The 18,678-nt window shown below is 72.7% G+C and carries 16 protein-coding genes; 8 read left to right on the top strand and 8 right to left on the bottom strand.

Annotated elements, in window-relative coordinates:
• Nucleotides 1–3: 3 nt before the first annotated feature.
• The 3 genes from TK50_RS19760 to mshB all read right to left on the bottom strand — a co-directional run bounded on the left by TK50_RS19760 (nucleotide 4) and on the right by mshB (nucleotide 1,937).
• Nucleotides 4–468, bottom strand: a complete 465-nt coding sequence (locus TK50_RS19760) for a hypothetical protein (protein WP_043965795.1) — start codon at nucleotides 466–468, stop codon at nucleotides 4–6.
• 81 nt (nucleotides 469–549) lie between these two features.
• Nucleotides 550–990: a hypothetical protein gene (locus TK50_RS19755; protein WP_043966549.1), complete on the bottom strand. Its 441-nt coding sequence runs from the start codon at nucleotides 988–990 to the stop codon at nucleotides 550–552.
• Nucleotides 991–1,007: 17 nt separating this feature from the next.
• A complete protein-coding gene (mshB, locus tag TK50_RS19750; RefSeq protein ID WP_144420334.1) occupies nucleotides 1,008–1,937 on the bottom strand; it encodes an N-acetyl-1-D-myo-inositol-2-amino-2-deoxy-alpha-D-glucopyranoside deacetylase in 930 nt (309 codons plus the stop codon).
• 86 nt (nucleotides 1,938–2,023) lie between these two features.
• On the opposite strand from mshB, the gene TK50_RS19745 reads away from it, so the two are divergent.
• Both TK50_RS19745 and TK50_RS19740 read left to right on the top strand, forming a co-directional pair.
• Entirely contained in the window at nucleotides 2,024–4,168 is a 2,145-nt protein-coding gene (locus tag TK50_RS19745) for a S9 family peptidase (RefSeq protein WP_043965791.1), read from the top strand.
• 125 nt (nucleotides 4,169–4,293) lie between these two features.
• Complete coding sequence (locus TK50_RS19740) at nucleotides 4,294–4,761, top strand: hypothetical protein (RefSeq protein ID WP_144420333.1); 468 nt, start codon at nucleotides 4,294–4,296, stop codon at nucleotides 4,759–4,761.
• A gap of 134 nt (nucleotides 4,762–4,895) precedes the next feature.
• On the opposite strand, the gene TK50_RS19735 is transcribed toward TK50_RS19740, so the two are convergent.
• The 5 genes from TK50_RS19735 to TK50_RS19715 are packed head-to-tail and all read right to left on the bottom strand — an operon-like array spanning nucleotide 4,896 to nucleotide 10,792.
• Nucleotides 4,896–6,638: an ABC transporter substrate-binding protein gene (locus TK50_RS19735; protein ID WP_043965788.1), complete on the bottom strand. Its 1,743-nt coding sequence runs from the start codon at nucleotides 6,636–6,638 to the stop codon at nucleotides 4,896–4,898.
• Nucleotides 6,639–6,675: 37 nt separating this feature from the next.
• Nucleotides 6,676–7,662 carry an ABC transporter permease gene (locus tag TK50_RS19730; RefSeq protein WP_043965786.1) on the bottom strand — a complete coding sequence of 329 codons (987 nt, stop codon included), beginning with the start codon at nucleotides 7,660–7,662 and terminating at the stop codon, nucleotides 6,676–6,678.
• A gap of 12 nt (nucleotides 7,663–7,674) precedes the next feature.
• A complete protein-coding gene (locus TK50_RS19725) occupies nucleotides 7,675–8,676 on the bottom strand; it encodes an ABC transporter permease (RefSeq protein WP_043965784.1) in 1,002 nt (333 codons plus the stop codon).
• A complete protein-coding gene (locus TK50_RS19720; protein ID WP_043965782.1) occupies nucleotides 8,673–9,740 on the bottom strand; it encodes an ABC transporter ATP-binding protein in 1,068 nt (355 codons plus the stop codon). The genes TK50_RS19725 and TK50_RS19720 overlap by 4 nt, the downstream gene beginning before the upstream one ends.
• Nucleotides 9,737–10,792 (bottom strand): ABC transporter ATP-binding protein, encoded by a 1,056-nt coding sequence (locus TK50_RS19715; protein ID WP_144420332.1) that lies wholly within the window; start codon nucleotides 10,790–10,792, stop codon nucleotides 9,737–9,739. Before TK50_RS19715 ends, TK50_RS19720 begins: the two co-directional genes overlap by 4 nt.
• 225 nt (nucleotides 10,793–11,017) lie before the next feature.
• On the opposite strand from TK50_RS19715, the gene TK50_RS19710 reads away from it, so the two are divergent.
• From TK50_RS19710 to TK50_RS19685, 6 genes are all read left to right on the top strand, one after another.
• Nucleotides 11,018–11,566 (top strand): Uma2 family endonuclease, encoded by a 549-nt coding sequence (locus tag TK50_RS19710; RefSeq protein ID WP_043965778.1) that lies wholly within the window; start codon nucleotides 11,018–11,020, stop codon nucleotides 11,564–11,566.
• 110 nt (nucleotides 11,567–11,676) lie between these two features.
• Entirely contained in the window at nucleotides 11,677–13,113 is a 1,437-nt protein-coding gene (locus TK50_RS19705) for a TldD/PmbA family protein (protein ID WP_043965776.1), read from the top strand.
• On the top strand, nucleotides 13,110–14,594 hold the full coding sequence (locus tag TK50_RS19700) for a TldD/PmbA family protein (protein WP_043965774.1): 1,485 nt from the start codon (nucleotides 13,110–13,112) through the stop codon (nucleotides 14,592–14,594). Before TK50_RS19705 ends, TK50_RS19700 begins: the two co-directional genes overlap by 4 nt.
• A 286-nt stretch (nucleotides 14,595–14,880) precedes the next feature.
• Nucleotides 14,881–15,687 (top strand): hypothetical protein, encoded by an 807-nt coding sequence (locus TK50_RS19695; protein ID WP_043965772.1) that lies wholly within the window; start codon nucleotides 14,881–14,883, stop codon nucleotides 15,685–15,687.
• A gap of 10 nt (nucleotides 15,688–15,697) precedes the next feature.
• Nucleotides 15,698–17,614, top strand: coding sequence for a fumarate reductase/succinate dehydrogenase flavoprotein subunit (locus TK50_RS19690; protein WP_043965770.1), 1,917 nt, complete (start codon nucleotides 15,698–15,700; stop codon nucleotides 17,612–17,614).
• Nucleotides 17,614–18,678, top strand: a complete 1,065-nt coding sequence (locus TK50_RS19685) for a succinate dehydrogenase/fumarate reductase iron-sulfur subunit (protein WP_043965768.1) — start codon at nucleotides 17,614–17,616, stop codon at nucleotides 18,676–18,678. The genes TK50_RS19690 and TK50_RS19685 overlap by 1 nt, the downstream gene beginning before the upstream one ends.

Raw genomic sequence — 18,678 nt, 5'->3', positions numbered from 1 at the left:
CGGTCAGCGGCGCACGGGGCGGCGCGGCTTGGCGGTCTTGATCTCGGCGTAGCGCTTGAGCATCCGGGAGCGGTGGTCGCGGCCGAGCGCGGTGACCGTCAGGTAGCCGACGAGGACACCGGCGGCGGTCGCCGCGAGGTAGAGCCAGATCTGGGCGAAGAAGGTGCCCGCCCCACCGCCGAACGGGTTCTGCCCGACCAGCAGCGGCCCGACCAGGACGGTCAGCAGCAGCGCCACCCCGACGCCGGCGGCCACGTCGGCCGCCCAGCGGCCCAGCGGGTGGTCCTGCCCCCAACGGAACGCGAGCACGGCGAGGATCAGCCCGATCACCAGGAACATCGCCAGCGACACCCGGTCGGCGGCGGTGTCGTCGCCGTCGAAACCGAGCCGGATGACCACCCGGGCGACCACGTTGACCGCGAACAACGCCACCGCGAGCAGCCCGACCGCCCGCCACCGATCCCTCATCGCACGCCTCCCGCCGCACCGCCCGCCCCGACGGCGGGCCTCCTGGCAGGAATATCTACCACCGCAACCTGTGCGTCGTCATCACCCGTCGCGACGGGCCGGTGGCGGTGCGAGCACCTGCCGGAACCCCATCACCGCGAACGTCATCGCGCCCGCCACGATCATCGCCAGCCCGACCCAGTTGTCGCCGGCCAGCAGCAGGTCGCCCTCGCTGGTCCGGATCGCCGCCGCGCCCATGAGCACGAACCACGGCGTGGCGGGCAGCACCACCGCCCAGCGGCGGCCCACCGCCGCGTGGGCGAACCAGCTCAACGCCACGTTGGCGAGGACCACCACCGGCACCGACGCGCCGACCAGCGTCCCGGAGACCCGGACGGTGGACAGGATCAGCTCCAGCAGGCCCGTCGCCACCGCGCCCACCACGGCCACCACGCCACCGGCGACCCGCAGGGCGAGGTCGAGCAGCCGCCACGACCGCCCCGGCGGGGACGGGACGGGGGCCTGCGGCGGGAGGACCGACATCGGCGCGGCGGGCAGGGTCACCGGACGCCGGCCGCCGCGACCGGGGTCCGCCCCGCGCCGTCCCCGTCGAGGTCGAGCCCCGCGAACAGGTCGTCCTCCCAGCCGTACGGGCCGCTGCCCGGCCCCTTCTCCCCCACCGCCAGCGTGAAGTACTCCACGCCCATGAACTCGGCCCCGAAGTTGCCGGCGATCGAGTAGAGCCAGGAGTTGGCCGGGATCTGGGTGGCGTGCGCCCGCATCGCCGCCTCCTTCGCGGCGTGCTGGTCGGTGGCGTCGATCCGGGCGGCGATCTGCTCGTCCGGGGTGCCGAAGGGCAGGTCGTCGATGCTGCCGATGCCCTCGAACGGGTTGTCCGCCGCCTCGGTGAAGTGGCTCAGGCCGGCCTCCAGCACGCTGCGCGGCATGGCCGTCCAGTAGACCTTGGCCGGGGCGAACCCCTCGGCGGCGGCCAGCTCGTGCGCCCGCATCGCCACCCGGTGCGCCTGGATGTGGTCGGGGTGGCCGTAGAAGCCGTTCGGGTCGTACGTGATCATGACCTGCGGGCGTACCTCCCGCATGACCTCCACGACGAACCCGGCGGCCGTGTCGAGGTCGGCCTGCCAGAACGCCCGGGGGTGGTCGTTGGTGGCCAGGCCCATCATCCCGGAGTCGCGGTAGCGGCCCGCGCCGCCGAGGAACCGGTGGTCGGTGACGCCGAGCGCGGCGCAGGCGGCGGCCAGCTCCCCGATGCGGAACCCGCCGAGCTGGTCGGCCTCGGCGGCGGCGAGCTGCGCCAGCTCCGGCACGTGGATCTCGCCCTCCTCGCCGAGCGTGCAGGTCACCAGCGTGACGTGGGCACCGGCGGCGGCGTAGTGGGCCATCGTCGAACCGGTGCCGATGGACTCGTCGTCGGGGTGCGCGTGGACCAGCAGGAGGCGGCGGTCGGGCAGCGTCGTCACGACGGTCACTCTAACCGGCGGTTCGCCCGCGCCGGCCCCGACGCGTCCCGCCAGGTCCGCCACATCACCCCCGGGGCGGCTCTACGATCCGACGTGTGGACTTTCCGGAGCTGGCCGCCCGTACCCGCCGGTTCGGCCACGGGGCGCCGCGCGCCGTCACCGTGGCCGGCGACGGATCCCGGGTGATCTTCCTGCGCTCGGCCGGTCCGGAGGATCCCGCCGACGCGCTCTGGCTGCTCGACACGGCCACCGGCGAGGAGCGGCTGGTCGCCGACCCGACGGCCCTGCTCGGCGCGGGCGGCGACCCGGCCGCGCTCACCCCCGGCGAGCGGGCGCTGCGCGAGCGGCGGCGGCTCAGCGCCGCCGGCATCGGCTCGTACGCGCTGGACGCGGCCGGCCGGATCGCGGTGTTCGCGCTGGCCGGGCGGCTGTTCCGGGCCGACCTGGTGCACGGCGACGTGGTCGAGGTGGCGACCGTCGGCCCGGCGCTCGACCCGCGCCCCGACCCCACCGGCGAGCGGCTGGCGTACGTCACCGACGCCGCCGCCGGGGTCCGCCGGGGCGAGCTGCGGGTGGTGGCCCCCGACGGCACCGACAGCCTGCTGGCCGGCGAGGACGGCGGCGTCACCTGGGGGCTGCCCGAGCACGTCGCCGCCGAGGAGTTCCACCGGTTCCGGGGCTACTGGTGGGCGCCCGACGGGCGCGGCGTGCTGGCCGCCCGCGTCGACGAGTCCCGCCTGCCCCACTGGCACCTGCACGACCCGGCCGACCCGGCCAGCCCGCCGACGACCGTGGCGTACCCGCAGGCGGGCGGGCCGAACGCAGAGGTCAGCCTGCACCTGCTCGACCTCGACGACGGCTGGGTCGACGTGCACTGGGACCGCGAGACCTACCCGTACCTCGCCTCCGTCGACTGGGCCGACGGCAACCCGCTGCTCACGGTGCTGCGCCGCTCGCAGCAGCACGGCCTGGTGCTCGCGGTCGACCCGCGCACCGGCGAGACCCAGGTGCACGCCGAGCTGGCCGACCCGCGCTGGGTCGAGCCGATCCCCGGCACCCCGGCCCACCTGCCCGACGGGCGGGTGCTGGTCGGCGGCGAGCTGGCCCACGACGGGTACGACGCCCGCTGCCTGTTCGCCGACGGCACCCTGCTCACCCCGCCGTCGCTGTACGTGCGCCGGGTGGTGGGCCGGCTGCCCGCCGGCAACGGCCCGGCCGACCTGCTGGTGGAGGCGAGCGAGGGCGAGCCCAGCCAGCGGCACCTCTACCGGGTGCGCACCCTGATCGGCGGCGGGGTGGACGCCCGCCGGATGAGCGGCACCCCCGGCTGGCACACGGCCGCCGTGGGCGGGGACACGCTGGTGGTCGGCACCGCGTCGCTGGACCAGCCGGGCACCACCTGGGCGGTGTGGCGCGGCGACCGGGAGGTCGCCCAGTTGCGCTCGCTGGCCGCCGCCCCGCCGTACGCGCCCCGGCCGACGATGGTGCGGGTGACCGACCGGCGGCTGCCCAGCGCGGTGGTCTACCCCACCCAGCACGTCAAGGGCACCCGGCTGCCGGTGCTGCTGGACGTCTACGGCGGCCCGGGGCACCAGGAGGTGGTGGCCGCGCGGGCCGCCTGGCTGGAGCGGCAGTGGTGGGCCGACTCGGGCTTCGCGGTGGTGACGGTCGACAACCGGGGCACCCCGGGGGTGGCCCCGTCGTTCGAGAAGGCGGTGCACCGCCGGCTGGCCGACGTGGTGCTGACCGACCAGATCGACGCGCTGACCGCGCTCGCCGACAAGCATCCCGACCTGGACCTGGAACGGGTCGGCATCCGGGGCTGGTCGTTCGGGGGCTGGCTGGCCGGGCTGGCGGTGCTGCGCCACCCGGAGCTGTTCCGCTGCGGGATCGCCGGCGCCCCGGTCACCGACTGGACGCTGTACGACACGGCGTACAGCGAGCGCTACCTGGGCCTGCCGGAGGACGGCATGGACGTGTACGCGCACCACTCGCTGCTGGAGCTGGCGGCCGAGCCGCCGGTGTCGGGCGAGCCGGCCCGGCCGCTGCTGCTGGTGCACGGCCTGGTCGACGACAACGTGGTGGCCGCGCACACGCTGCGGCTGTCGGCGGCGCTGCTGGCGGCGGGCCGGCCGCACTCGGTGCTGCCGCTGACCGGGGCCACCCACATGGCGGCCGGCGGCCTGTCGGAACGCCTGCTGCGCCTGGAACTCGACTTCCTCCGCACCCACTTGGGGTAAGGAAGGGCACCTTGTTAAAGCTTTCCGTATAGCAGGGGCCCCTTGTTAACCGACAGGAAGATCGCGGTCCCAGACGTCTGCGATGATCACACTCCCCGCCGTCCGAACCCCACCGGAGAGACGACATGCAGCCGTTGCAGCCAGCGCCGACCACGCGGCGTTCGGGCTGGATGTGGGTCGGCGCTGCAGCCGGGCTCGCGCTCGCCGTCAGCATGTTCGTGAACAGCGGCAGGTCACACGCCCCTGCCGCAACCAGTCGACCGCCGACGGAGACGTTCGTGGTCTCCGGCGCGGTGCTGTTGGGCGACGGCGCGTCCTTCGCCAGGGACGACCACGGCGGCTGCGCCGGCACCGGCGACCACACCGACATCAAGGACGGCGCACCGGTGATCATCACGACCGGCGGCTCGTTCGCCGGCGGGAAGCTGACCGACGCCCGGGCACTCACCGACGGCACCTGCCGGTTCTGGTTCTCCGTGCGAGGGGTCCCGACCCGGCAGGACGCCTACCTGCTCATGGTCGCCGACCTCGATGCCCGCCAGTACAACGAACACGACCTCAAGAGCGCCCTGCTGGCCCTCCGCGCCGACTGAGCCGCCCGCCCCGCCCCACCCCACCCGGTGATCAAGAGGAAAGCGTCAAGTTTGATCTCGACGATGACGCAAACCTCTTGATCACCAGCGCGGGGCGGGGCGGGCAGGGCGCGGGCGACGCGGGGCGGGTGGGGTCAGCCCTTGACGTACGCGTTGACGAAGGACGGGTAGCCGAAGACGCTGGAGATGAAGACCCCGCCGGCCTTGGAGCCGTGCACGTTGTACGCCACGTCGACGTAGAGCGGCACCACCGGGGCGTGCTCCTTCATGATCCGCTGGTCGAGCTTGGCCCACTCCGGGCCCTGCTTGGCGGGCTCAAGGGCGAGGATCCGGTCGAACTCGGCGTTGATGGCCGGGTCGTTGAAGTACGACTGGTTGCTGTTGCCCTCGGCCTTGATGGTGCGGCCGTCGTAGAGCACCGGCAGGATCGACGCGCCGCTGGGCCAGTCCGCCGCCCAGTTGCCGATGTACAGGTCCCAGGGGTTGTTCTTCTTCTTGACCTCGTCGAGCTTGGCGTCGTCCGGGATGTTCCGCACGGTGATCTTGAAGCCGGCCCGTTCCAGGTTGCCCTTGAGCTGGGTCGCCTGCACCTGCTCGTTGGTGTTGTCGGCCACGCCGAGGACCAGCTCCGGCGTCTGCCCGCCGAGCAGCTCCTTGGCCTTGTCGACGTCGCCGTTCGCCCCGGCCGGATACGCCTCGTACGCCTCGAAGCCGATCGTGGCCGGCGGCATCAGGGTGGTCAGCGGCTGGGCGATGGTCTGCCCGCCGAGTGCCTTGACCAGTCCCTCCCGGTCGATGGCGTAGTTCAGCGCCTGGCGGACCTTGAGGTCGGTCACCCGCTGGTTGTTGATGACGAGCTGGTTGGCGCTCGGCGTCGGCGAGAGGATGGTGCGCGACTTCAGCGCCGCGTCCTGGGCCACCCGGGCGACCAGCGAGGGCGGCACCGAGTTGAAGGCGAGCGCGCTCTGGTCGGGGCCGTTGTCGGCGATCACCCGGTTGTTGGCGGCGTCGGCGGTCGGGCCGAAGCTCCACACGAACTGGTCCGGGTACTGGTGGCGCACCGGGTCGGTGGCCGGGTCCCAGTTCGGGTTGCGGTCGAGGGTGAGCTGCACGCCGACCTGGTTGTTGGCGATCTTGTACGGCCCGGACGAGAACGGCCGCTGGTCCAGGTTGACCCCGGTGTCCTTGTCGGGCCGCAGCGGCGCGGTGGTCGGCAGCGACACCGCGAACGGCAGGTCGCAGCGGGGCTTGGCGAACTCGAAGCGCAGGGTCCGCTCGTCCGGGGTGGTCAGGCCGGGCGGGAGCGCGCCCTTGTTCTTCTTGAAGTCCCACTTGGTGTCGAACTGCGGGGTGTCGGCCAGCCACTCCTGCAGGTAGGTGGGGCCGCCGGCGAGGTCCGGATCGAAGGACCGGGCGATGCCGTACGCGATCTCCTTCGACGTGATCGGGCTGCCGTCCTCGAACTTCACCCCCTGCTTGATCGTGAACTGCCAGACCTTGCAGTCGTTGTTGACGTTGGTGCCCGGGGTCTCGGCCAGGTCGCCGACGAGCACGAGGCCGCCCTTGCCGTCGTCCTTCCAGGTCGTCAGGTAGCGGGCGAAGAGCGGGTTGGCCATCAGGCCCGCGAACGAGTACGTCCGCTGCGGGTCCAGGTGGGAGATCGGGGTCTCCCGGATGATGGTGAACGTGCCGCCCTTGCGCGCCCCGCTCACCTCGGCCGCCGGGCCCTGCGAGTCCTTCGGGTCGGTGGCGATGACGCCGGTCTGCTGCCGGCCGGTGTCGACCGTGGTGCCCTCGCCCGTGTTCTCCGAGCACGCCCCCAGCGCCACCACCAGTGCGATGGCGCCGCCGACGCCGGCCGCTGCGCGTGGTCGCATCTCCTACCTCCTCTGTCGATGAATCCGGTCGAAACGATCAGCGCAGCCGCACCCGAGGGTCGATCGCCGCGTAGAGCAGGTCCACCACGACGTTGGCCAGCACCACGAACACCGCCGCGATGAGCACGGTCGCCATGATGGTGGGCAGGTCACCGGCGCGGACGGCGTCGACGGCCGTACGCCCCAGCCCCTGGATGCCGAACGTGGTCTCCGTGATGACGGTGCCGCCCAGCGCCCCGCCCACGTCGAGCCCCGCGATGGTCACCACCGGGGTGATGGCCGCGCGCAGCGCGTGCCGCCCGTACACCTTCGGTTTGGTCAGGCCCTTGGCGCGGGCCGTGCGGACGAAGTCCTCCGACAGCGTCTCCAGCATCTGTGCCCGCGACAGCCGCGCGTAGATGGCGGAGAAGAGGAACGCCAGCGAGACCCACGCCAGCACGAGGCCGCTGGCCCACTTGAGCGGGTCGTCGAACAGCGACGTGTAGCTGGGCACCGGCAGCAGCCGCAGGTGGTAGACGAAGACCAGCAGCAGCACCGCCCCGACGAAGTAGAGCTGCAACGACGCGCCGGTCAGCGAGAAGCCGATGGCCAGCCGGTCCAGCCAGGTGCCCCGGCGCAGCGCCGAGACCATGCCGAGGCCGACGCCGAGCAGCAGCCACAGCACCGCCGCCGGGATGACGATGCTCAGGGTCACCGGCAGCACCCGGGCGATGGTGTCGCTGACGGCCTCGTTGGTGACGTACGACCAGCCCAGGCAGGGCGCGTCGCACCGGCCGCCCTGGGCGCTGCCGAGGTCACGCCCGGTGACGATGCCCTTCATGTAGCCGGCGTACTGGGTGACCAGCGGGTCGCGCAGGCCCAGCTCCTGGCGGACCCGCTCCAGCCGCTCCGGGTTGCAGTTCTTGGGGCACATGCCGCTGACCGGGTCGCGCGGCAGGGCGAAGAACATCAGGAAGCTGAGCACGCTCACCGCGAACAGGGTGAGCGTCGCCGAGAGCAGCCGCTTGACCAGGAACCGCGCCATGGTGCAGCCCTCCTACCGGGACGACTTCGGGTCGAGCGCGTCGCGCAGCGCGTCCCCGAAGAGGTTGAAGGCGAAGACCAGCGCGAAGATCGTGACGCCGGGGAAGAAGACGTACGCGGGGTCGGTCTGGAGGTAGTCGAGGCTGCGGTAGATCATCCGGCCGAAGCTCGGCGTGGCGTCGGTGAGCCCGACCCCGATGAACGACAGCGCCGCCTCGCTGGTGATGTACGACGGCACGGCCAGCGAGAACGACACCAGGATCGGCGCCCAGAGGTTGGGCAGGAGCTGGCGGAACAGCATGTGTCCCAGCCCGGCGCCGCTGGCCCGGGCGGCCTCCACGAACTCCCGCTCGCGCAGCGCGATGACCTGCCCGCGCACCAGCCGGGCGGTGCTGGTCCAGCCGAACAGGGCGAAGATGGCGATCAGCACGCCGATCTGGAACGCGGGCGGCACCTCCTCGCGCTGGCCGTAGAAGCGCAGCGCGATCGTCGGGGTCAGCGCCAGCGCGATGATCAGGAACGGCATGGCCAGGGTCAGGTCGGTGATCCAGTTGACCACCGCGTCGAGCCAGCCGCCGAGGTAGCCGGCGAGGGTGCCGAGCACGACGCCGATCGCGGCGGTGACGACGGCGGCGGCGATCGCGATGAACAGCGAGGTGCGCAGCCCGTGCACCATCCGGATGAAGATGTCCCGCCCCAGGCCCGGCTCCAGCCCGAACCAGTGTTCCCCGGTGACGCCGCCGGCGTAGCCCAGCGGCATGCCGAAGCCGTCGAGCCGGCTCTGGAACTGCTCGCGGGGGCCGATGCCGTACAGCGCCTCGATCAGCGGCACGGCCAGCGCGACCAGCAGGAAGAAGGCGAGCATGGCGGCGCTGACGACGGCCGTGCGGTCCCGGCGCAGCCGGGCCCAGGCGAGCTGGCCGGGCGAGCGGCCGACGACGCGGGAGCCCCCGGGGCCGTCGCCGGTGGACTCGATCTCCGCGAGGGCCACGCCCTCGACCGGGGACAGGCTCACGCCGTCACCTCCGCACCGCTCGCGCCGGCCGCGTCGCGCCCGTCCGGCTCCGGGAAGTCGCCGGCCCCGTCGTGCCCCGGGAAGTCGCCGGCCCCGTCCGGCTCCGGGAAGTGGCAGGCGACCGACTGCCCGCTGCCGTCGCGGGGCACCAGCGCCGGCTCCTCGGTGGCGCAGATGTCGCGGGCCTTGGGGCAACGGGTGCGGAACCGGCAGCCCGACGGCGGGTTCAGCGGCGTCGGCACGTCGCCGGTGAGCCGGATCCGCCCGCCGGGGCCGAGCCGCGTCGCGTCCGGGATCGCCGACAGCAGGGCCCGGGTGTACGGGTGCCGGGGCCGCTCGTAGATGTCCGCCCGGTCGCCGATCTCCACGATCCGCCCCAGGTACATGACGGCGACCCGCTGGCAGAAGTGCCGCACCACCGCGAGGTCGTGGGCGATGAACACGAACGCCAGCCCGAGGTCGCGTTGCAGGTCGCGCAGCAGGTTGACGACCTGCGCCTGGATCGACACGTCGAGGGCGGAGACGGGCTCGTCGGCGACGATCAGCTTCGGCCGCAGCGCGAGGGCCCGGGCGATGCCGACGCGCTGGCGCTGCCCGCCGGAGAACTCGTGCGGGTAGCGGTTGTAGTGCTCGGGGTTGAGCCCGACCAGCTCCAGCAGCTCCTGCACCCGGCGGCGCACCCCGCCGGGCGGGTCGATCCCGTTGACGCGCAGCGGCATCGCCACGATCCGGCCCACGGTGTGCCGGGGGTTCAGCGACGCGTACGGGTCCTGGAAGATGATCTGGAGGTCCTGGCGCAGCGGGCGCAGCTCCCGCCGCCCGGCGTGGGTGATGTCGCGGCCGGCGAACTCAATGCGCCCGGCGGTCGGCTCCAGCAGCCGCACCAGCATCCGGCCGGTGGTGCTCTTGCCGCAGCCGGACTCCCCGACCAGGCCGAGCGTCTCGGCGGGGCGCACCGCGAAGTCGAGGCCGTCGACGGCCCGCACCAGGCCGGTGGCGCGGAACCCGGTGCGCACCGGGAAGTGCTTGGTCAGCCCGCTGACCCGCAGCAGCGGCTCGCTCATCGGGCCGCCCCCGTGGGCGCGACGCCCTCGGCGTGCAGCCGGGCGCGCTCGTCGGTGGGCAGGTGGCAGGCCGCCAGGTGGCCGGGCTCGCCGGCCGGGGCCAGCGCCGGGACCTCGGCGCGCGAGCGGCCGCCGGTGCGGTCGGCGTACCGGCAGCGGGGGTGGAAGGCGCAGCCGGGCGGCAGGTCGATCAGGCTGGGCGGGTTGCCGGGGATGGGCACCAGGTCCGCGTCGGCGTCGCCGTGCAACGACGGCACGCTGGAGAGCAGACCCCAGGTGTACGGGTGCCGGGGCCGGCGCAGCACCTGCTCGGCGCTGCCGTGCTCGACCGCCCGGCCGGCGTACATGACCAGCACCTCGTCGGCGACCTGGCCGACCACGCCGAGGTCGTGGGTGATCAGGATGATCGCCGAGCGGAACTCGGCCTGGAGGTCGGCGAGCAGGTCGAGGATCTGCGCCTGCACGGTGACGTCGAGGGCGGTGGTCGGCTCGTCGGCGATCAGCAGGGCCGGGTCGTTGACCAGGGCCATGGCGATCATCGCCCGCTGCCGCATGCCGCCGGAGAACTCGTGCGGGTACTGGTCGTAGCGCCGCTCCGGCTGGGGGATGCCGACCCGGCCGAGCATGTCGACGGCCCGCCGCCGGGCCTCCCGCCGCCCGGCACCCGGGTGGTGCACCCGGTACGCCTCGGCGATCTGCCGGCCGACGGTGTAGTAGGGGTGCAGCGCCGACAGCGGGTCCTGGAAGATCATCGCGACGTCCCGGCCGCGCAGCCGGCGGACGTCCTGTTCGGGCAGGCCGACGAGCTGCCGGCCGCCGACGGAGATCCCGCCGGTGACGGTGGTGCGCCTCGGGTCGTGCAGGCCGAGGATCGCCAGCGAGGTGACGCTCTTGCCGGAGCCGGACTCGCCGACGACGGCGAGGGTGCGGCCCCGCTCGACGGCGAAGGAGACCCCGTCGACCGCGCGGACGGTGCCGTCGGCGGTGTCGAAGCGCACCCGCAGGTCGTCGACCCGCAGGTACGGGTCGGACGCCGGTGCTGGCTCGCCCACGACCACCTCCCCCAGTGACGAAGAGAAACTACAACAGATCACTGAGGCTGAAAATAAGCTACAGATCGAGGGCTGTCAGCGGTGCTGAGCGTAACGACTCGGCAACTCCCTCCGACACCCCTGATCGCGAGACCGGCGAAGCCGCACAGGTCGCACGTCGGGTGCGACCATGATGGGGGTGGCCGGCAGAGGATCCGTGCCCGATCGATCGAGGTGGGGGTGACCATGACCGCGGCGGTGTTCGACCACGACGGACCGTGGACCGAGGAGGAGTACCTCGCCCTCGGCGAGACGTCGCAACGGGTCGAACTCTTCGACGGGAGCCTCCACGTGACCCCAGCCCCCACCCCACGGCACCAACGGATCTCCCGCAAGCTGGGCAACATCCTCGAACCGGCCGCCGAGGCGGTCGGGCTGGAGCTGCTGGAGGCGGTGAACGTCCGGCTCCAGTCCGGGCGGGTCCCTGTCCCCGACCTCGTTGTCACGGACCCGGTCGACCTCGACGACGTCTACGTGGCGGCGGCCGACGTCCGGCTGGTCTGCGAGATCATCTCGCCGGGGAACGCGTCCACCGACAAGGTGCTGAAGATGCACTATTACGCCGCCGCCCACATCGACTGGTACCTCCTGGTCGAGCAGGAGACCGGCGCGCTGCGCCTGCACCGGCGTCGGCACGCCCACTACGTGGAGCACTCCGTCGCCAAGCGGGGCGAGGTGCTGGAGTTGGTCGAGCCCGTCCGGGCGAAGATCCGGCCCGAGGATCTCGTCCCCTGACGGATGTCGGCCCCGTCCCCTAGGGTCGGGCGCATGAGCGAGCGCCAGCGAGCGAATCATCCAACTGGCCCGGTGTCCCAGGGCGGCGCGCAGCGCAGCGGGGCGTCGTCATGACCGGATTCGATGCGGCGTCCGCCGCCGTGCAGGCCGCCCTGGACGCGGGCGCGCGGTACGCCGACGCCCGGGTGATGCACCGCCGCTACGAGTCGATGTCGGCCCGCAACGGCGACGTCGAGGAGCTGACCCAGGACGAGAGCCTCGGGCTGGGCGTCCGGGCGCTGGTCGGGTCGGGCTGGGGCTTCCACGCCGTACCGGAGCTGTCGGACGCCGCCGCCCGCGACGCCGGCCGGCGGGCCGCGCTGATCGCCGCCGCGAGCGCCCGGGTCCCCGGTCCGCCGGTCGACCTGGTGCCGGCCGAGCCGGTCGTCGCGAGCTGGTCCTCGGCGTGCGAGGTCGACCCGCTCGGGGTGGCCCTGTCCGACAAGGGCGACCTGCTGGTCGGCGCTACCGCGACCATGCGGGAGCACGGCGCCGACCTGGCCGAGGGCCTCTACCAGGTGTGGGACACCACGAAGTGGTTCGTCTCCAGCGAGGGGCACCGCATCGACCAGCGCATCCGCGAGTGCGGCGGCGGCATCTCGGCCACCTCGATCGGCGACGGCGAGACCCAGCGCCGGTCCTATCCGAGTTACCGCGGCCAGTACGGCACGACCGGCTGGGAGCTGGTCACCCGGCTCGACCTGGCCGCGCACGCCGCCCGGGTCGCCGAGGAGAGCCGCGCGCTGCTCACCGCGCCCGAGTGTCCGGCGGGCGAGACCGACCTGATCCTCGGCGGCGAGCAGCTCGCGTTGCAGATCCACGAGTCCGTCGGGCACGCCATCGAGCTGGACCGCATCCTCGGCTGGGAGGCCGCGTTCGCCGGCACCTCCTGGCTGGACCTGGCGCAGCTCGGCTCGCTGCGCTACGGCTCCGAGCTGATGAACGTCACGATCGACCCGACCATCCCCGGCGCGCTGGGCAGCTTCGGCTTCGACGACGAGGGCTCCCCGGCGGTGCGGCGGGACGCGGTGCGCGAGGGCCGGTGGGTGGGGGTGCTCGCCGGCCGCGACTCGGCCGCCGTCGCCGGCCTGGACTACGGCGGCAGCGTACGCGCCGACGGCTGGGCCCGGCTGCCGATGGTGCGGATGACGAACGTCGGGCTGGAGCCCGGCCCGCACACCCTCGACGAGATCATCGCCGCCACCGACGACGGGGTGCTGATGGACATCAACCGCTCCTGGTCGATCGACGACAAGCGGCTCAACTTCCAGTTCGGCTGCGAGATCGGCTGGGAGGTGAAGCGGGGCCGGCGGGGGCGGATGCTGCGCAACCCGACCTACACGGGCATCGGCCCGCTGTTCTGGCGCTCGATGGACATGCTCTCCGCCGAGACCGTCGCCTGGGGCACGCCCAACTGCGGCAAGGGTCAGCCCGGCCAGGTCGGCCACACGGGTCACCCGGCCGCGCCGGCCCGGTTCCGCAACGTCCGAGTGGGGGTGCGCGCATGAGGCAGGACGGTGGGCGGGACGTGCTGGGGCTCGCCGACCAGGTGGTCGACCTGGTCCGCCGGCTGGCCGGGCCGCGGGCCGAGGCGGAGGTGGTGGTCACCCGCGCCGACCTGGCGCTGACCCGGTTCGCCAACTCCTTCGTGCACCAGAACGTCGCCGAGTCGGGCGTCTCCGTGCGGCTGCGCGTGCACGCCGAGGGGCGCACGGCGGCCGGCGGCGGCAGCGTGGTCACCCCGGACGGGCTGGCCGCCCTGGTCGAGCGGGCCCTCGCGGCAGCCCGCCTATGCCCGCCGGATCCGGCCTGGCCCGGGCTGACCCCGCGCTCGCCGGTGCCCGCCGCCCCGGCCTGGGACGAGGCCACGGCCTTCGCCGAGCCGGGCGAGCGGGCCGAGCGGGTGCGCGCGTTCGTCGACGCCGTGGGTGGGTTGGAGGCCGCCGGCTACTGCCGCACCGGCTACCGGGCGGCAGCGTTCGCCAACTCCACCGGGCACTCGGCGCAGGGCGTCGCCGCCGAGGCCGCGATGGACGGCATCGCCCGCACCGGCGGCGCGGACGGGGTGGCCCGGCTGCACGTCGACCGGCTGGCCGACCTCGACGGGGCGGCGCTGGGGGCCCGGGCCGCCGCGAAGGCACGGGCGGCCGTGGACCCGGTCGAGCTGCCTCCGGGCCGCTACGAGGTGGTGCTGGAGCCGGCCGCCGTCGCCGACCTGCTGCACAACTTCGCCCTGTGGGGCTTCAACGGCAAGCGGCACGCCGAGCGGCAGTCCTTCGCCGAGCCGGGCGTGGCCCAGTTCGACCCGGCGGTCACGCTGGTCGACGACCCGCTCGCCGGGTCGGGGCTGCCGTTCGACGTGGAGGGCACGGGCCGGCGGGCCCTGACGCTGGTCGACGCCGGCACCACCGTCGCGGTGGCGCACGACCGGCGCAGCGGCGCGGCGGCCGGGGTGGGCTCCACCGGGCACGCGTCGCCCGACGCGGCCACCTTCGGCCCGATGCCGGTCAACCTGCGGCTGTCGGGCCCCGCCCCGGCGGGCGACGCCGGCGCCCCGGCGCACGCGCCGGCGGCCGGCGGCCACCGGGCTCAGCACGCCGCCGGGACAGGGCACGGCGACGGGGCTCAGCACGGGTCGCCAGCACCGGCGGGGCCGCTGGTCGACGACTCCACGGCCGACCTGGTCGCCGGGATGGAACGCGGCCTGCTGGTCAGCGACCTGTGGTACACCCGGGTGCTGGACACGAAGAGCCTGGTGATCACGGGGCTGACCCGCAACGGGGTCTGGCTCGTGGAGGGCGGGGTGCCGGTGCGGGCGGTGCAGAACTTCCGGTTCACCGAGTCCTACCCCCGGGCGCTGGGCCCGGGGGCCGTGCTCGGGATCGGCCGCCGGGCGGTCCGGCAGCCGGACCGCGTCGACGGCGTCTGGTGGGACGCGCCGGCGCTGCGCCTGGCGGCCTGGAACTTCACCGGGGGCGCATCCGGCTGACCCGGGCGGATGATCCTCGCCGGTTCTGGCGGCGGCCGGAGAGTGAGGTTCTTAACATCCGACATCGATCGTGTTGCGGGGACTTTTCCGCAGGCCGGACACACGGGACACTCCCTTGCGCGGACGGCCCACGGAGATCGGCGTAACGTGTGTCAACTAGCTGCGCCGGTACGGCCGGTGTGGTCGTTGGTGTGCGCGGTGAGGTGGCAGCGGGTACGGGGTCGCCGGTCCGCGTGCCGACCGGAACAACTGCCGCCCGTGAGGGCCCCGTCAGGGAGACGACCGAATGACTTCAACGGCAACGAGGCCGCGGGGAGCGCGAGCGCGCGCCGCCATAGCGGCGAAGACGTTGCGGACGGACCGGTGGTGGTTCGCTCCGCTGATCACCGTCATCGGGCTCAGCGCCTGGGTGGCGTACGCGACGGTCCGGGTCTTCATGCACAAGTGGTACTGGGTCGAGCAGTACCACTACCTGACCCCGTTCTACTCCCCCTGCGTCACGGACCGGTGCGTCGAGGGGGCCTCCCACTTCGGCCAGTTCCTGCCCGGTTGGTGGATCATCCCGGACGCGGCGCTGACCCTGCCGTTCCTGCTGCTGTTCCGGCTCACCTGCTACTACTACCGCAAGGCCTACTACCGGTCGTTCTGGCTGTCGCCGCCGGCCTGTGCCGTGCCGGACAAGCACGACAGCTACTCGGGCGAGACCCGGTTCCCGCTGCTCGGCCAGAACCTGCACCGCTACTTCTTCTACGCCGCCGCGATCATCTCGCTGATCAACACCTGGGACGCGGTGCTGGCCTTCCACTCGCCGGAGGGCTTCGGCTTCGGGCTGGGCAACATCGTCCTGCTGGTCAACGTGGTCATGCTGTGGGCGTACACGATCTCCTGCCACTCCTGCCGGCACATCATCGGCGGGCGGCTCAAGCACTTCTCCAAGCACCCGGTGCGATACAAGGCCTGGACCGGCGTGTCCTGGCTGAACGTCCGGCACATGCAGCTCGCCTGGATCACCCTCGGCACCCTGGCGCTGACCGACTTCTACGTCATGGCGGTCGCGGCCGGCTGGTTCAACGACCTGCGGTTCATCAACTAGAGGGCCTGACATGACGACCACGAATCGCATCGAACGACACCACTACGACGTCGTCGTGATCGGGGCCGGCGGCGCCGGCCTGCGCGCGGCGATCGAGGCCCGGCTCGCGGGCAAGAAGACGGCGATCATCTCGAAGTCGCTGTTCGGCAAGGCGCACACCGTGATGGCCGAGGGCGGCGCGGCCGCCGCCATGGGCAACGTGAACAGCCGGGACAACTGGCAGGTGCACTTCCGCGACACCATGCGCGGCGGCAAGTTCCTCAACAACTTCCGGATGGCCGAGCTGCACGCGAAGGAGTCGCCGCAGCGCATCTGGGAGCTGGAGACGTACGGTGCGCTGTTCGACCGCACCAAGGACGGGAAGATCTCGCAGCGCAACTTCGGTGGCCACGAGTACCCCCGGCTGGCGCACGTCGGCGACCGGACGGGCCTGGAGCTGATCCGCACCCTCCAGCAGAAGATCGTCTCCCTCCAGCAGGAGGACAAGGCCGAGTTCGGCTCGTACGACGCCCGGATCAAGGTGTTCGCCGAGACGACGATCACCGAGCTGCTGCTCGACGGCGAGAAGGTCGCCGGGGCGTTCGGCTACTACCGGGAGTCCGGCGAGTTCATCCTGTTCGAGGCCCCGGCCGTGGTGCTCGCCACCGGCGGCGTCGGCCGGTCCTACAAGGTGACGTCGAACTCCTGGGAGTACACGGGCGACGGGCACGCGCTGGCCCTGCGCGCCGGCGCGACGCTGATCAACATGGAGTTCCTCCAGTTCCACCCGACCGGCATGGTCTGGCCGCCCTCGGTGAAGGGCATCCTGGTCACCGAGTCGGTGCGCGGCGACGGCGGCATCCTGAAGAACTCCGACGGCAAGCGGTTCATGTTCGACTACGTCCCGGACGTGTTCCGCAAGCAGTACGCGGACAACGAGGCCGAGGCGGACCGCTGGTACAAGGACCCGGACAACAACCGGCGTCCGCCGGAGCTGCTGCCCCGCGACGAGGTGGCGCGCGCGATCAACAGCGAGGTCAAGGCCGGTCGGGGCACGCCGGCCGGCGGCGTCTACCTCGACATCGCGTCCCGGCTGCCGGCCGAGGAGATCCGCCGTCGCCTGCCGTCGATGTACCACCAGTTCAAGGAGCTGGCCGACGTCGACATCACCAAGGAGCCGATGGAGGTCGGGCCGACCTGTCACTACGTGATGGGCGGCGTCGAGGTGGACCCGGACTCGGGTGCCGCGTACGGCACGGTGCGCGGGCTGTTCGCCGCCGGTGAGGTGTCGGGCGGCATGCACGGCTCCAACCGGCTCGGCGGCAACTCGCTGTCGGACCTGCTGGTCTTCGGCAAGCGGGCGGGCGGCCACGCGGCGTCGTACGCCGATCAGTTGACCTCGCGCCCGAAGGTGTCGATCGGCGCGGTCGAGGCCGCCGTGGAGACGGCGCTCGCGCCGTTGCAGCGCGACACCGGGGAGAACCCGTACCACCTCCAGCAGGACCTCCAAGCGGTCATGGGGGATCTGGTCGGGATCATCCGCCGGGAGGGCGAGCTGGCCGACGCGCTGGTCAGGCTGGCCGAGCTGCGCGAGCGGGTGGCGAAGGTCAGCGCGGCCGGCGGGCGGCGCTACAACCCGGGCTGGCACCTCGCGCTGGACCTGCGCAACATGCTGGTGGTCTCGGAGTGCACGGCGAAGGCGGCGCTGGAGCGGCAGGAGTCGCGCGGCGGCCACACCCGGGAGGACTTCCCGGCGATGGACCCGAAGTGGCGCCGGGTCAACCTGGTCTGCGCCCTGGACGGCGACACGGTGCGGCTGACCCACAAGCCGCTGCCGAAGATGCGCGCCGAGCTGGTCGCCCTGTTCGACCGGGCCGAACTGGCCAAGTACCTGACCGACGAGGAGCTCGCGGACTTCGACGCCCTCGCTGAGGAGGCGGGCAAGTAATGGGAACCAAGCGTCACTTCAGGATCTGGCGGGGCGACGAGAGCGGCGGCGACCTGCAGGACTACCAGGTCGAGGTCAACGAGGGCGAGGTGGTCCTCGACGTCATCCACCGGCTCCAGGCCACCGACGCGCCGGACCTGGCCTGCCGGTGGAACTGCAAGGCCGGCAAGTGCGGCTCCTGCTCGATGGAGATCAACGGGATGCCCAAGCTGGGCTGCATGACCCGGATGTCGACGTTCGAGGAGGCCGAGACCGTCACGGTCACCCCGCTGCGCACGTTCCCGATCATCCGGGACCTGGTCACCGACGTCTCGTTCAACTACGAGAAGGCGCGGGAGACCCCGGCGTTCGCGCCGCCGGCCGGGGTCGCCCCGGGCGAGTACCGGATGCAGCAGGTCGACGTCGAGCGCTCGCAGGAGTTCCGCAAGTGCATCGAGTGCTTCCTGTGCCAGAACGTCTGCCACGTGGTCCGCGACCACGAGGAGAACAAGCAGGCGTTCTCGGGTCCCCGGTTCTTCATCCGGGCCGCCGAGCTGGACATGCACCCGCTCGACGCGAAGACCGACCGCAAGGAGTATGCGCAGGCGGAGCAGGGCCTCGGCTTCTGCAACATCACCAAGTGCTGCACCGAGGTCTGCCCCGAGCACATCAAGATCACTGACAACGCGATCATCCCCATGAAGGAGCGCGTGGTCGACCGCAGGTACGATCCCCTGGTATGGCTCGGTAGCAAGATCTTCCGGAGGGGTCAGGTGCCTCAGACCAGCGTCACCAGCGGCTCGCACAGCGGCGCCGTGCACTCCCACGCCGCCGCCGGCGGGGTCCACTCGCACGCGGGTGGCTCCCACGACCAGGCTGCCGAGGCGCAGGCCCAGGCCGGCGTCAACTGGCACCGCGAGGTGCCGAAGCCGACCGCCCCGGCCGTGGACGACAACGGCAAGCTGCCGCTGACGGAGCTCACCTTCGACCGGGCCGCCGCGCCGTCGCCGTTCGGCGACGACGTGCAGTTCCCGCTGCCCCCGGAGCACCTCAACTTCGCCCACCCGGAGCAGGACAAGCACTGA

The sequence above is a fragment of the Micromonospora haikouensis genome, from assembly GCF_000876225.1.
Taxonomy (GTDB): Bacteria; Actinomycetota; Actinomycetes; order Mycobacteriales; family Micromonosporaceae; genus Micromonospora; species Micromonospora haikouensis.
This window is presented reverse-complemented; position numbering and strand designations above follow the sequence as displayed.

What these genes read in the sequence shown, in the direction of transcription:
- TK50_RS19700 (WP_043965774.1), top strand. Translation starts at nt 13,110, where the DNA reads ATGAGGCAGGACGGTGGGCGGGACGTGCTGGGGCTCGCCGACCAGGTG.
- TK50_RS19705 (WP_043965776.1), top strand. Translation starts at nt 11,677, where the DNA reads ATGACCGGATTCGATGCGGCGTCCGCCGCCGTGCAGGCCGCCCTGGAC.
- TK50_RS19730 (WP_043965786.1), bottom strand. Translation starts at nt 7,662, where the DNA reads ATGGCGCGGTTCCTGGTCAAGCGGCTGCTCTCGGCGACGCTCACCCTG.
- TK50_RS19720 (WP_043965782.1), bottom strand. Translation starts at nt 9,740, where the DNA reads ATGAGCGAGCCGCTGCTGCGGGTCAGCGGGCTGACCAAGCACTTCCCG.
- TK50_RS19695 (WP_043965772.1), top strand. Translation starts at nt 14,881, where the DNA reads ATGACTTCAACGGCAACGAGGCCGCGGGGAGCGCGAGCGCGCGCCGCC.
- TK50_RS19710 (WP_043965778.1), top strand. Translation starts at nt 11,018, where the DNA reads ATGACCGCGGCGGTGTTCGACCACGACGGACCGTGGACCGAGGAGGAG.
- TK50_RS19755 (WP_043966549.1), bottom strand. Translation starts at nt 990, where the DNA reads ATGTCGGTCCTCCCGCCGCAGGCCCCCGTCCCGTCCCCGCCGGGGCGG.
- TK50_RS19685 (WP_043965768.1), top strand. Translation starts at nt 17,614, where the DNA reads ATGGGAACCAAGCGTCACTTCAGGATCTGGCGGGGCGACGAGAGCGGC.
- TK50_RS19735 (WP_043965788.1), bottom strand. Translation starts at nt 6,638, where the DNA reads ATGCGACCACGCGCAGCGGCCGGCGTCGGCGGCGCCATCGCACTGGTG.
- TK50_RS19760 (WP_043965795.1), bottom strand. Translation starts at nt 468, where the DNA reads ATGAGGGATCGGTGGCGGGCGGTCGGGCTGCTCGCGGTGGCGTTGTTC.
- TK50_RS19740 (WP_144420333.1), top strand. Translation starts at nt 4,294, where the DNA reads ATGCAGCCGTTGCAGCCAGCGCCGACCACGCGGCGTTCGGGCTGGATG.
- TK50_RS19690 (WP_043965770.1), top strand. Translation starts at nt 15,698, where the DNA reads ATGACGACCACGAATCGCATCGAACGACACCACTACGACGTCGTCGTG.